A 13,560-nucleotide genomic window follows, 5' to 3' on the forward strand; every position below is an offset into this window, starting at 1 on the left:
CGTATCGTGGCACCGATCACCTTCATCGCGCGTGCGCTCGCCGATCCCGTCTATGCCGACCAGGTGCTGCGCGCGCCCGGCCTTGCGACCCTCGAGAGCCTGCGTCTCGGGGCGGGGCAGTTCCTCAACGCCACTGGTGGCGCCTATGACCCCACGAGGGTCGTCGCCGTCATCGACAACGCCAACCGCAATGCCGGGCGGCAACGCGTGAAGGGCCTGGACATGCTGGCCCGCCTCGATCGCAGCCTCGGCGCCGGGCAGGTCAACGCCACCCTTTCCGGCGCCTATCTGCAGAGTGATCAGCAACTGACGCCGGCACAACCCGTCGTCGATCTGGCCGGCACGATCTTCAATCCTCCCCATTTTCGCGGACGAGCCACCCTCGGCTGGACCCAGGGCGGCTTGACGATCACCGGCGCGGTGAGCCGGATCGACGGGGTCGAGGACCGACGGACCACGCCGGCGCGCCGTGTCGGTGGCATGACGCAGGGCGACCTCACGCTTCGCTATCGCACCGGCTCAGGACCAACATGGTGGCACGGTGTCGACCTTGTCGTGACCGCCCAGAACATCCTGGATGCCAAGCCCAGCGCGATCGCGACGACGCTGCCGTACGACACGCCCTACGATTCGACCAATTATTCGCCTTTAGGGCATGTCCTCGCGATTTCGGCGACCAAGTCGTGGTGAGCGTTATGCTGCTGGCCGCTGGCCTCGCTGTCGCCGGTATCGATGCCGCGCCCCCGCCATGCCCCGGCATCATGCCGGCATTCACCCCGGCCGCCGCAGCGGGACGACCGGTCTCGCTCGACGACCTACTGGCCTTGCGGGACATCGGCCAGCCCGACCCCTCGGTCGGTGGACCGAGCCCGCTCGCCGTGTCCCCCGATGGTCGCCGGATCGCGTTCGTCATCTCGCGCGCCGACCCCGTGGCCAATAGCGTCTGCCAAGCCTTGGTCGTGCTCGGCCTGGAACCGCGGGCTCAACCACGAATCGTCGATGAAGGCGGCGAGGCTATACGCGCGGAAAATGTCGTGCGCGGGTCCCGGACCGGCAGCGGCCTGCCTGCGACCATCGTCCCGGCTTGGTCGCCCGACGCACGATACCTGGCCTATCTCAAGCGCGTCGGCGGCCGGACCCAGGCCTGGCGCATCTCGGTCGACGACGGCGCCGCCGTGCAGATCACCGACGCGCCGGTCGATGTCGAGGCGGTCGCGTGGAGCGAAGATGGAACGAGGCTCGTCTTTGCAACTCGGCCCGGGCGAACGACCTTCACCGACGCGGTGCGCGCCGAGGGCCGCAACGGATTCCTGTTCGACCATCGCGTCATTCCGCCCAACGGCTTTGCACCGCAGCTACCAGGCGATCTCGAGAGAGTCGTTTGGTCTGTACCCCGAAATGGTGGACCGGCTGCGCGCGCCGATCGCCAGGATATCGCGCGCCTGGGTGGCGAACCGGGACTGAGCGAGCCCTCTCCCCTGAATGCCGTGACATCGGACGGTCGGAGGGCGGGCGCTGAGGTGGACGGCCCATCCCCCTTTGCCGGCCGCCGGATCTGGGCCGATGGAAGCGGCGGTCGGCGTCTGGCCTGTACCGCCTCCGAATGCCATGGCTCGATCCGCGGGCTATGGTGGGACCCCGATGGCCGCAGCCTTTTCTTCCTGCGCTATGAGGGCCCGAACAACGAGAGTACGTCGCTCTTTCGCTGGACGCCGGGCGAGGCTGCGGTCCGTCGCCTGCTGGCCACCGAGGATGCCCTCGTCGGCTGCACCATGGCGCCCCGGGAACTGCTGTGCCTGCGGGAATCATCGCTGGCGCCGCGCCGAATCGTCGGGATCGACCTTGCCAGCGGTGCCGCACGAACCGTCCTCGATCCAAACCCAGAGTTCGCGTCGCGAACCAAGCCCCGTGTCGAGCGCCTGCGCTGGACGAACCCTGCGGGTCTTCCCGCCTGGGGCGATCTTGTCCTGCCTGCAGGACGACCACCTGCCAAGGGCTGGCCGCTGGTCATCGTCCAGTATACCAGCCGCGGCTTCCTGCGCGGCGGCACGGGCGACGAATATCCGATCCTGCCGCTGGCCGCGAACGGGATCGCTGTGCTCAGCTTTCAACGTCCACCGCTCGTCGTGCAGGCCCGGCCCAACCTCTCGAGCGCCGAAGCCGTCGCCGCCGTCTTGCGAAACTGGGACGAGCGGCGCAACACTCACGATTCGCTCGAAGCGGGATTGGCGAAGCTTGCCGCGCGCGGCGACATCGACCGCGACCGGATGGGCATCACTGGGCTGAGCGACGGATCGACCACGGCGCGTTATGCCTTGGTTGCCGGCATGCCGTTCCGCGCGGCCTCGCTTAGCACCTGCTGCCGCTATCTGCGGAGCGACCTCATCTACGGGGGCACGGTCCTCGCGGACGAAATGCACGCCATGGGCTTTCCCAAAGTGACCGACGACGATCCTGCATTCTGGGCACCGATATCCTTGCCCGAGGCGGCCCATAGGCTGCGCACGCCGGTCCTCTTCCAGCTGGCCGACGAGGAAGGGCTGTTCGCGCTCGAGACATTCGCAGCCCTGCGCGAGAACGACGTACCCGTCGAACTTCGCATCTTCCCTGACGAGCACCACATTAAATGGCAGCCGGCGCACCGGGCTGCGGTCTATGCCCGCAATCTCGACTGGTTCCGCTTCTGGCTTCGGGGCGAGGAGGATCCCGATCCCGCCAAGCGCGAACAGTATCGGCGGTGGCGGGACTGGCGCGACCATTCGGCCGTGACCCGCCCCCCGGCATCAACTCCATGACCGCGCCCAGGCCTCGGCGTCGGCGAGTTGCAACAGCCGGGCAAAGCGCAGGTCGCGGGCCGGTCCCGGCGCCAGCGCGGCCTCCACTGCCGCCCGGTCGATGACGCCATGGATGGCCAGGCATCCGTCAAGCAGGAAAGGCCGCAACATGTCGGCCTCTTTTTCGACCAGTCGCGCCAGGAAGCCGGTCGGCGTGCCCTTTGATCGCCGGCTGACCACCGAAGTCGGCAGCCGCGTGGCATAGGCCCGCCGAACCGGTGCCCGGTTACGCCCCTCCTCGAACCACATCCAACTTGGCACCCGCAACGCGGCTTCGGCGATGGGCTGCGACACGAGCGGCGACAGAATTGCCGGGCGTCTTTCAGCCTCGAGATTCCCGACGACCGAAACAGCAGCCAGAAGAAGACCGACCTGCGCCGCCTTGCCTGGCGGTGTAACTTGCGGTGGTACCAGCCAGGGGTGGAGCGGAATGAAGTCGTCGATCATCGCGGGATTGAGAAGCATGCGGTCGATCGGCCAGCGATATGCCACACGACCCGTCATCATCCGCAGGGCGGCACGATGCATCACCGACACCAAGCTGACATTGGCCATCCGCGCGATCGACGCGGCCGTTGCCAGCGGCCGCGCCGCCCTGTTCAGGCCCAGCAAAGCATCTATCACCGGAACGACGCTTTGGAGCGAGCAAAACATGTTGTCGCCGCCGCCGCCATCGATCACCTGCTTCGCGCCGGTATCGCGTGCCAGCCTGTCCGCCGCCGCCAATGTGGCCTGGCGGAATGGCGCGCCAGTCGGTCGAGGCAGTCCAGGCGCAAAAGGACGCGTGAAATCGACCTGCTCCGGATCGCGCATGATCTCGACCAGAGGTACGTTCAAATGATGCGCCACGGCTCGCGCTTGGCTTCGCTCATCGCCTTGTGCGTCTGCCACCACCATGGTCAGGCAGGTCAGATGATGCGTGCATGCTGCCAGTGCCGCTGCTACGGCCGACGAGTCCAGCCCACCCGATAATAGCAAAATCACCGGCGTATCTCGGTTCACGCAAGCCGACACCGCGACGTCAATCGCCGAGCGCATGGCGTTCGCGGCGGCGTCGCGCGACTGGAACGGGGGCATTTGCTCAGTGCAGGACCATGGTGACCAGCAGCACCTGATACGGACATTGGCTAGGGCGACTTGCAGCATCTGCCCGGCGCCCAATTCCTGAATGTCGCGCAGGCACGTTCGTCCGTTGCGTAGGTCTGTGGCCACAAGGAAATGGCTCAAGCCTCGCCAGTCGACCGCGGGAGCTGGCCCGCCGAACGCGCCGAGCAGCCGGATCGAGGACGCCAGCACGACATGATCGGAGGCCTCGTGCCAATAGCAGGACAGATCTCCAAAGGGGGAGCGTAAGGCATACCGCTCCGCGCCCGCCTTTGCGCCGATGGCGATGTAATCACCCCAGAAATCACGGACCAGCACACGCGCACCGTCCGTATGTTGCAGCAAAGGCTCGACCGCGTCAGCGGTCAGCGCTGTGTCATCCCCACGTCGGAATATCGGGCCGATGATCCGGCCCCCCGGCCCCGAGCTCCCTTCGACCGTCGCGATCATAACCCCTTCGCCGATATGGGATGGCCGAAGTCCCGTCCGACCGGCGGCGTCAATGAAACGGCATCGGTCCGCCGGATGAAAGCTGCCCGGCTTCGAAAGCCACGCTGCAAAGGCTGGCCGGGTCATACCACGAGTACCGGCGTAAAATCCTGCACAACGTGGAGTTCGTCATTGAGCACCTCGGTATCGCGTTGGACCCACGCATGGGCCGCAAACGGGCTCAGTTTCACGCCAAAGACGAGGTGCACCTCGGGGCAGGCACAGCGCTCCGCCAAGGCCATCGACAAGGGCAGACAACGGCCAAGTGGACTGACCAAAAGCCGCAGCCACACAAATGCCTCGGCCGAGCAATCGACGTTGCGAGGTTTTCCCGATCTCTGACGACGCAAACGTTCGAGGCGAACGATCTCGCTTTGCAAGCCATGCCGGCGCAGGCGTCGGGCGGCAGCGGCGTAGCCCAGCCACGCGATCATCGTCGACAATCGCGGTATGTTCTCCGCTGCATCGAGGCAGCTGGTCCGGGGGGCGGGCAGCCGACAGGGCACGACGGGGTGATTTCCCGAGACATCGAGTAACCCGACCCGTACCAATTCGCCGAGCTGCGTGGTCTCCTCGGGGGAGAGTGGCTCGCCTCCACATTGCTGGCGCAAGGACCGGCCCGTCACAGCCGGAAGCATCCAATAGCGGTCCGATCGCGCATCGAGAAAAACTGCGCTTTCGCCAACGAAGCAGAACCCGACCAGGGGGGGAAGAAAATAGGCCATGGTGAAAGCGGCGGGGTATCCCGTGGAATACCCCGCCACCCGATCAATCGTCGGACAGGCCGGCGGCGAGGAACCCCTGGACCTCGTCGATCGGCGTACCCGCCGGGCCCTGGGTCAGGCTGCGGGCCTCACCCAGGTCGACGAGCGTCGGGACCTTGTCATTATTGCGTTCCATGACGTTCTCCTATGCATACCGCGACCATTCGCGGCCTTGGGAGAATGTGCCGAGCGGCATTCTATAGAAATTTTATGCGGCCTTGATATCTCGAATGTCGTCTCTGCCCCGATGCCATGACGTTCGCAGCATGACGGACCATTGCCTATCGATAGATACTCCGGTCGCCAGACGTTGACGCACCGCGATGTCCGCAGCCCACCCAACCGGCTGGATTCGTCGATAATCCAGCCGGCCGGGACCACCATCAGTGGGCGGCACTCGGTCGATCAACCTCGAGCCGCGAACAGAATCGCCAAGTCCCCGTCCAGAGCGCCATGCTCTTTCCTCAGGCAGGGCGTCATGAGATTGGGCAGCTCCGATACCTCCCTGCCAGCTTCACAAACGCATTCCCAATCCGATACCGACCACCAGCGGGTCCAACGAGACATTCACGTGCTGACGGCCCAGCGCTGCGTTGTCGAGACGGGCGGTGGTATCGATGTCGATGTACTTGACATCGAGGTTCAGGAAGACCCGGCGGGTGATGTCTACATCCACGCCCGCCTGCGCTGCCCAGCCGACGCTGTCCTTCAGATGCACGCTGGTCGGCCCCACCGCCGCTTGCAGGCCGTCGGAGGCCGCCTCGTTCCAGAAGATCGTATAGTTGACGCCGGCACCGACATAGGGACGGACATGGCGCATCGGCGAGACATGATATTGCGCGGTCAACGTCGGTGGCAGGACCCAGGTGGAGGCCAGCTTGCCGAGGCTGCCGGTCGTGCCCCGCATCCCGCTGATGGAATGCTTGGTAGTCGAGGCAATCAGCTCGAAGCCGAGATGGTTCGTCGCCATATAGGTCGCGTCGACCTCGGGCATGAGGCGGTTGTCGACCTTCACCGTCTCGCCAGGAAAGGCGGGGAGAATGCTGCCGGATCGCTCGTTGGGGGCGACTAGGATGGCCCGCGCGCGAAACAGGACGTCGCCCGCGCGCACCCCGACCCGGGGCTGTACATCGGTGCGATCCTGGGCCGAAGCCGATGCGCCGATCCCCATTGCGCTGAGCGCGAGCAGGATGGCGGCGGTTCTGAGGGCGGTCATCGTGTGTCTCCTGTGTCGGTACCGGAGGACCGATTAGGAGCGGACTTGGCCCGCCGCCTTGACCATCGACAAAGCCCGGTTTGACGGCGGTCAAAGGTGCGTCCGCCCTAGCGGGGCACAGCATGCGCCATGTGGCCTTATCATCCCGAACTGCTCGCTCGGCCCGTGCCGCGCTTCACCAGCTACCCCACCGCCGCAGAGTTTGGCGACGGGGTGGGTCATGACGACATGGCCGCCGCGCTCGATGCCGTCGATGCGGATGCGGACGTGTCGCTCTATCTGCATATCCCCTATTGCCGGGCGATCTGCTGGTATTGCGGGTGCAACACCGGTGCGGCGAACCGGACGACGCGGCTGGAGGCGTATCTGACGCGGCTGCATGCCGAGATCGACAGGATTGCCGCCCGGCTGGAGGGGCGCGGACAAATCCGGCGGATTGCCTTTGGCGGGGGAAGTCCCAACGCCATTCCCCCGGGCGCCTTTGCAGCACTGGTCGCGCATCTGCGCAGGGCCTTTGCGTGTGAAGACGCACCGCTATCGCTGGAGATCGATCCGCGCGGCTTCGCGCCGGACTGGGGGAGCGTCATCGCCGCGACCGGCGTCGCGCGGGTCAGCCTGGGCGTGCAGACCTTCGATCCCATGCTCCAGACGGCGATCGGCCGGATTCAGCCGCGCGAGGACATCATCCGCGCCGTCACGCTGTTGCGCGGGGGCGGGGTCGGATCGATCAATTTCGACCTGATGTACGGCCTGCCCGGACAGACCGACGCAGCGCTTCAAGCCACGCTGGAAGAAGCCATCGCACTTGCGCCCGAGCGGCTGGCGGTCTTTGGCTATGCGCATGTCCCTCACCTGATCCCGCGCCAGCGCCGGATCGACGTGACAGCGCTCCCCGGAGCGGCGGCGCGCTTCGCGCAGGCCGCAGCGGCGCATGAGCGACTGACGGCGGCGGGCTACCGAGCAGTCGGCTTCGACCATTTCGCCAAACCGCATGATCCGCTGGCACAGGCGGCGGCAAACGACACGTTGCGCCGCAACTTCCAGGGTTTCACCGACGATCCCGCCGAGATCCTGATCGGCCTAGGTGCCAGCGCGATCAGCGAATTTCCCGACCGCCTGCTTCAGAACGCGAAGAAGGCGGGCGATTGGCACCAGGCAATCAGCGCCGGTCGATTCGCGACCGCGCGTGGTATCCGTCGGACGCCGCTCGACCGGCGGCGAGGGGCGGCGATTGCAGGGGTGCTGTGCCAAGGAATCGCCGATACGAGCGATTTACCGGAGCGCGATGCCATTCATACCCGGCTTTCCCGCTTCGAGCAGGCCGGGCTGCTCCGATGGGAAGGGCACTGTCTCCGGCTGACGGCCGACGCGCTGCCCTATGCCCGCAGCATTGCCGCCGCCTTCGACGCCTGGCGCAGCGAGGACGACACGCGTTTCAGCCATGCCGTCTGACCTGCCGCCGCGCTGCGCCGCCTGTGCGGCGCGTGACATGGCGCTGTGCGACGGATTGGGCGGCGCGGAGCTTGCCGCTTTTCATGATATTGGTCGCCGCCGCCGACTGAGCGCCGGACAGGCATTCGGCTGGAGCGGCGATCCGGCCAGCCACTGCGCCAATCTCGTCTCGGGCGTGCTCAAGGTGTCGCGCGTAGAGGCGGATGGCGGCGTCCAGATCGTCGGCCTGCTCTATCCCGGCGATTTCGTCGGCGCGCTCTTCGCCGAGCGTTGCACCGATACGATCGCGGCGCTGAGCGATGCCGATCTGTGCGTCTATCCGTGCTTGCCGCTGGAGGCGCTGCTCGCCCGTCATCCCGCCGCCGGGCGATTGCTGCTGCGCCGGACGATGGCGACGCTGGCCGAGGTCCGACGCTGGATGCCGATGCTGGCCCGCGCGCGGGCCGAGGCGCGGGTCGCCGCCTTGCTGCTCGACATGGCGCGGCGGGGTGAGGCGGAAAGAGACGCGACGTTTCGCCTGCCGCTATCACGCGGTGCCATGGCGGAGGCGCTGGGTCTGGCGGTTGAGACGGTCAGCCGTCACATGACCGCATTCCAGCAGGACGGGCTGATCGCACTATCCGGCCTGCGCGGCGTGCGCCTGCTCGACCGGGCGCGCCTGGCCGGGATTGCGGGTTAGGCGACGGATCGGCGGTTTCCACCATCGGCCGCCCATTGCCGATCACACAGGGCCGACAGCACGGGGCGGTGGCTGACCAGGATCATCCCCTGCCCGGTCCGCGTCAACCGCGCGTCCAGGCGCCGCGCGACCTGCGCCGCGACCGCCACATCCAGCCCTTCGCCCGGTTCGTCGAGCAGCAGCCAGGGCGCATCCGCCAGATAGGCCCGCGCCAGTGACAGCCGCCGCCGCTCGCCCCCCGACAGCCGCGCGCCATCCTCGCCCAGCCAGCTATCGAGCCCCTCGGGCAAGGCGCGCACCACGGTGTCGAGCGCGGCGTCGTGCAAGGCCTGCCACAGCCGGTCCTCGCCCGCATAGTCATCGGCGAGGCGCAGATTGTCCCGCACCGTGCCCGCCATCAACGCCGCGTCCTGCGGAGCCCAGGCAAAGGTCGCCCGCAGGGTTTCAGGCGCAAGAGAGGCGGCATCGCGTCCCCCAATCACGATCCGGCCGGGCGGGAGCGGACGCAGGCCCAGCAATCCCTCGACCAGGCTCGTCTTGCCGCAGCCCGATGGCCCCATCAGGGCAATCCGGCTGCCGGGCGCGAAGGGCGTGCCGTCGATCATGAGATTCGCCTCGCATGCCCCATCCGCAGCCGGATGCTCGTCCGCCGCCGCGAACAGCGTTTCCAGCCGCGCCTCCGCCTCGCGCAGCCTTCCGCGCTCGGTCATCGCGCGCAGGATGGGTGCGATCGAATCGGCCGTCATCGCCGCCGCCAGGGCGGCCAGTGCCGCGATCGGGGCGCCTGCGCCCGCCGACAGGAGCAGCGCCGATGCCGCCGCCAGCGCGACACTGATCGCGTGCAGCGCCTCGAACCGGGCCGCCACAGCCGCCTGCTGCGCCTGCGCCGCGGCGAGTCGATCGCTCGCCGCCGCGATCCGGGCGGTCGCCCAATCCTCCAGCGCGAAACAGCGGAGTTCCGCCGCCGCGCCGCCGATCGTCGCCACCTCCTCGCGCAAAGCTCCCATCGCCTGTTGCACCGCGCGGCCGGGCTGTTCCAATTGGTCCGCCCAGGCTCGAGCTAGCCCAAGCGCTCCCCCGACACAAGCCAGCGTCGCGGCCATGGCCAGCCATCCGCCAAGCAGCGTCAGCACCGCACCCGATGCCAGTGCCGCCGCGACACCCCAAGGGCCCGACGAACGGACGAAGCGCCATTCCACCGCATCGACATCGCCGATCAGCCGCGCGGTCGCCTCGCCCCGGCCGAGCGCCAACGCGACCGAGGGCGGCGCGATGGTTAGCGCACGATAGAGCGCAGGCCGCAGCTGGGCGAGCGCACCAAAGGCCGCGCCATGGCTCGCCAGTCGTTCGCCATAGCGCGCGCCGGTTCGCACGATCGCCAGCAGCCGGATCATGGCGGAGGGCATCATATAGTTGAACGCCTGTGCCGCCACGATCCCCGTGCCCCCCGCCAGCGCCGCGGCGGTCAGGAACCAGCCCGAAAAGGCGAGCAGCAGCACGGATGCGATCGCGACCAGTGCGGCACAAAGGCCCGCCTGTCGCAAGCGGCGGCGTTCCCGCTGGCGCTCGGCGGCGATCAGCTTGGAGAGTCTCATGCGGCATGTCCCAGATGAACGACGCGCGTCGCGATGGCGGCCAGCGCGGGGCTGTGGGTGGCGATCAGCGTCGTGCGGCCTATCGCGGCACGTTTGATGGTTGTGATCAGCACGGCTTCGGCGGCGGCGTCGAGATGCGCGGTCGGCTCGTCGAGCAGCAGGAAGGGCGCGGGGTTGAGCAGCGCGCGGGCCAGCGCGATCCGCCGCCGCTCGCCGCCCGACAGCCCGCTGCCGCGCGTATCGAGCGTTGCATCAAGGCCACCCGGCCGGGCCGCGAGCATCAGCCCCAAGCCCGCCGCCGCGACCGCACGCTGGACCGCCAGTTCATCCGCTTGAGGATGGGCGAGCGTCAGATTGTCGCGGATCGAGCCCGCGATGAGCAGGGGATGCTGCCCCGCCCAACTCGCCTGCCCCGCCAGTGAGGTGAGCGGGACACCGCCCGCCTCGACAATTCCCGCAGATAACGGCGCGAGGCCCAGCAGTAGATGCAGGAGACTGGTCTTGCCGCTGCCTGAGGGGCCGAGCAGCGCCACCGTCTCGCCCGCCTCGATCCACAGCGACAGGCGCGAGACGGCCGGGGCATCGCTGCCCGGATACCGGATGGCGACATCGCGCAGAATGAGCGGGGCCGCGACCCGGACCACGGGCACAGGTGCCGGTTCGGCCAGGGGCATCAGCGTGTCGGCGGCCGTCTCCGCCGCCTGCTTGTCGTGATAGGCCGCGGCTAGGCGGCGCATCGGGGCGTAGAATTCCGGTGCGAGCGCCAGCACGAAGAATGCCCGCCCGAGGCTCGGCGTCTCGGGCGCGGCGAAGGGCAGCAGGCCGAGCAAGGCAAAGCCGCAATAGACCGCAACCAGCGCGACTGAGAGCGCCGCGAAGAACTCCAGCGCGGCGGAGGACAGGAACGCCACCCGCAGGATCCGCATGGTCCGCTCGGCCAGTTCCTGCGCCGCCGCGCCGATCGCCTCGGTCTCGCGTGTCTCGGCGCGAAAGGCCAGCACGACCGGCAAGCTGCGCACCCGGTCGGCGAAGCGGGCCAACAGGCGGTGAAGGGCGACGAACTGCCGCCGCGACTCGTCCGCCGCCGCGCCGCCCGCCAGGATCATTGCCGCCACGAACGGCAACAGGGTGGCTGCGAGAATGGCCGCCGCCACCCAGCTGGCACAGGCGGTCGCGGCGAGGACCAGCATCGGCGCAATGGCGGCGGCCCGGCGTGCGGGCAGGAAACGCGCGACATAGCCGTCCAGCGCCTCGACCGCATCGACGGCCTGACCGGCGAGCAGGCCGCTGTCGATCGGGGCGCCGGGCTTGCGACGCAGCGTGGCGGCCACGACGCGAAGTCGTTGTGCCCGCTTGACCGCCCCCGCCCTATCCGCCCCCCACCGCAAGGCCAGGGTCGCTAACACGCCGCGCAACGCCCCCGTGCCGAGCATCAGCAAGGCCCAGGGCAGCCGCACCCCCTGCCCCGTCACCGCCGTCACGCCCCCCGCGATCCCCGCCGCGAAACCGATCACCGCCAGCGTATCGAGCAGCAACAGGCCCGCCACGCCGTCGCGCCGCCCGGCCGCCCCCTTCAACCAGCGGTTGCGCATCCGGGGCGTCGGGGGGGCATGGGCGATCGTCGTCATGCCCCGATGGTCGCCCCGACCGCCCCCATCGTCTTTGACCGCGGTCAATGTCGGCACGGCGCGCCAGGCCTAGCGATTCGCTCGGCAAGGGGCCGGGGGGCGGCTCCTGTTATGGAGACATGCTATGGACCCCGGCGTCGTAGACCTGTCGCGACTGCAATTCGCGGCCACCGCGCTATATCACTTCCTGTTCGTACCGCTGACGCTCGGCCTGTCGATGATGCTGGTCACCATGGAATCTGTCTATGTCATGACCAACCGCCCGGAATGGCGCGTGACCACGCGCTTCTGGGGCAAGATCTTCGGCATCAACTTCGTGCTGGGCGTCGCCACGGGCCTGACCATGGAGTTCCAGTTCGGCACCAACTGGTCCTATTTCTCGCATTATGTCGGCGACATCTTCGGTGCGCCGCTGGCGATCGAGGGGCTGATGGCCTTTTTCCTCGAGGCGACGTTCGTCGGGCTGATGTTCTTCGGCTGGGACCGCCTGTCGAAGCTGGGCCATCTGATCGTCACCTTCATGGTCGCGCTGGGCACCAATTTGTCGGCGCTGTGGATTCTGATCGCCAACGGCTGGATGCAGAATCCGGTCGGGGCGTCGTTCAATCCCGATACGATGCGCATGGAGGTCGGTGATTTCGGCGCGGTGCTGTTCAACCCGGTTGCCCAGGCCAAGTTCGTCCACACCGTCAGCGCGGGCTATGTCTGCGCCTCGGTCGTGGTGCTGGGCGTGTCGGCCTTCTGGCTGCTGAAGGGCCGCTTTCTGCCGGTCGCACGCCGGTCGATGACGGTGGCGGCGGCGTTCGGCCTCGCCTCGTCGCTGTCGGTCGTCGTGCTGGGCGACGAGAGCGGCTATGCGCTGACCGACAATCAGAAGATGAAGCTCGCCGCGATCGAGGCGGTCTGGCACACCGAACCCGGCCCCTCCGGCCTGACCCTGTTCGGCTATCCCGACACCGTCGCGCGCGAAACGCGCTACAAGGTCGAGATTCCCTGGCTGCTTGGCCTGATCGCGACGCGCAGCCTGGACGGCACCGTCACCGGCATGTCCGAACTGGTGCTGAAAGCGCAGGAGCGCATCGCCTCGGGCGTGATCGCCTATGACGCGGTCCAGCGGCTGAAGGCGAACCCGAACGACCTTGTCCAGCGCTCCCGGTTCGAGGCACACAAGCGCGACCTGGGTTATGCCCTGCTGCTCAAGCGTCAGATGGCCGATCCGCGCGCCGCGACGCCGCAGCAGATCGAGGCGGCAGCCTGGGACACGGTGCCCGATGTCGGCCTGCTCTTCTGGAGCTTCCGCATCATGGCCGCGATCGGCTTTGCGATGATCGCGCTGTTCGCGACCGCCTTCGCCTTATGCTCGCTGCGGATGCATCTGGATGCGCGCTGGTTCCTTCGCCTCGCGGTGGCGGCGATCCCGCTGCCCTGGATCGCAATCGAGCTGGGCTGGGTCGTCGCCGAGCTGGGGCGCCAGCCCTGGGCGATCGAGGGCGTGCTGCCGACCTTCCTCGCGACCAGTTCGCTGTCGCGCGGTGCGCTGTGGACCACGCTGGCGGGCTTTACCGCGCTTTACGGGGTGCTGGCGGTGATCGAGATCCGACTGATCCTCGCCGCCATCGCGCACGGCCCGGAGGAACGGGACGACCAGCCCGCGCCCGGCCCGATCCCCGCCGCCATACCCGTCACCGCCTGAAGGAGGCCAGGACATGTTCGATTATGAGATGTTGCGCCTGATCTGGTGGGCGCTGCTGGGCGTGCTGCTGATCGGCTTTGCGCTGACCGACGGGTTCGACCTGGGC

11 protein-coding genes are annotated in these 13,560 nt (G+C 67.9%); 5 read left to right on the plus strand and 6 right to left on the minus strand.

The genetic code is table 11. From position 1 onward, the window contains the following. Positions 1–6: 6 nt before the first annotated feature. Entirely contained in the window at positions 7–690 is a 684-nt protein-coding gene (locus tag SSA01S_RS19840) for a porin family protein (RefSeq protein WP_061780814.1), read from the plus strand. 5 nt (positions 691–695) lie between these two features. Next, entirely contained in the window at positions 696–2,795 is a 2,100-nt protein-coding gene (locus tag SSA01S_RS13845; RefSeq protein WP_058732917.1) for an Atxe2 family lasso peptide isopeptidase, read from the plus strand. Here the strand turns inward: SSA01S_RS13845 and SSA01S_RS13850 are convergent. From SSA01S_RS13850 to SSA01S_RS13860, 4 genes are all read right to left on the minus strand, one after another. Then, positions 2,784–4,388: an asparagine synthase-related protein gene (locus tag SSA01S_RS13850; protein ID WP_061780815.1), complete on the minus strand. Its 1,605-nt coding sequence runs from the start codon at positions 4,386–4,388 to the stop codon at positions 2,784–2,786. The genes SSA01S_RS13845 and SSA01S_RS13850 overlap by 12 nt on opposite strands. A 122-nt stretch (positions 4,389–4,510) precedes the next feature. After that, positions 4,511–5,152: a lasso peptide biosynthesis B2 protein gene (locus SSA01S_RS13855; protein WP_061780816.1), complete on the minus strand. Its 642-nt coding sequence runs from the start codon at positions 5,150–5,152 to the stop codon at positions 4,511–4,513. 43 nt (positions 5,153–5,195) lie between these two features. Further along, complete coding sequence (locus SSA01S_RS19580; protein ID WP_153002958.1) at positions 5,196–5,327, minus strand: benenodin family lasso peptide; 132 nt, start codon at positions 5,325–5,327, stop codon at positions 5,196–5,198. Between the two features lie 378 nt (positions 5,328–5,705). Next, positions 5,706–6,407, minus strand: a complete 702-nt coding sequence (locus SSA01S_RS13860; RefSeq protein WP_082795098.1) for an OmpW/AlkL family protein — start codon at positions 6,405–6,407, stop codon at positions 5,706–5,708. 129 nt (positions 6,408–6,536) lie between these two features. Here SSA01S_RS13860 and hemN point away from each other — a divergent pair, with 129 nt between their 5' ends. Further along, positions 6,537–7,859, plus strand: a complete 1,323-nt coding sequence (gene hemN, locus SSA01S_RS13865; protein WP_061780817.1) for an oxygen-independent coproporphyrinogen III oxidase — start codon at positions 6,537–6,539, stop codon at positions 7,857–7,859. After that, a complete protein-coding gene (locus SSA01S_RS13870; RefSeq protein ID WP_061780818.1) occupies positions 7,849–8,538 on the plus strand; it encodes a Crp/Fnr family transcriptional regulator in 690 nt (229 codons plus the stop codon). The genes hemN and SSA01S_RS13870 overlap by 11 nt, the downstream gene beginning before the upstream one ends. On the opposite strand, the gene SSA01S_RS13875 is transcribed toward SSA01S_RS13870, so the two are convergent. Together SSA01S_RS13875 and cydD are read right to left on the minus strand one after the other, a co-directional pair. Next, positions 8,535–10,133: an amino acid ABC transporter ATP-binding/permease protein gene (locus SSA01S_RS13875; protein WP_061780819.1), complete on the minus strand. Its 1,599-nt coding sequence runs from the start codon at positions 10,131–10,133 to the stop codon at positions 8,535–8,537. The two genes, SSA01S_RS13870 and SSA01S_RS13875, sit on opposite strands and share 4 nt — an antisense overlap. Next, positions 10,130–11,761 carry a thiol reductant ABC exporter subunit CydD gene (gene cydD, locus SSA01S_RS13880; protein WP_061780820.1) on the minus strand — a complete coding sequence of 544 codons (1,632 nt, stop codon included), beginning with the start codon at positions 11,759–11,761 and terminating at the stop codon, positions 10,130–10,132. Before cydD ends, SSA01S_RS13875 begins: the two co-directional genes overlap by 4 nt. 124 nt (positions 11,762–11,885) lie before the next feature. On the opposite strand from cydD, the gene SSA01S_RS13885 reads away from it, so the two are divergent. Continuing rightward, the gene (locus tag SSA01S_RS13885) at positions 11,886–13,454 is read left to right on the plus strand and encodes a cytochrome ubiquinol oxidase subunit I (RefSeq protein WP_061780821.1); all 1,569 of its coding nucleotides are present in this window, start codon (positions 11,886–11,888) and stop codon (positions 13,452–13,454) included. Positions 13,455–13,560 lie beyond the last annotated feature (106 nt).

The sequence above is a fragment of the Sphingomonas sanguinis NBRC 13937 genome, from assembly GCF_001591005.1.
Lineage (GTDB): Bacteria > Pseudomonadota > Alphaproteobacteria > Sphingomonadales > Sphingomonadaceae > Sphingomonas > Sphingomonas sanguinis.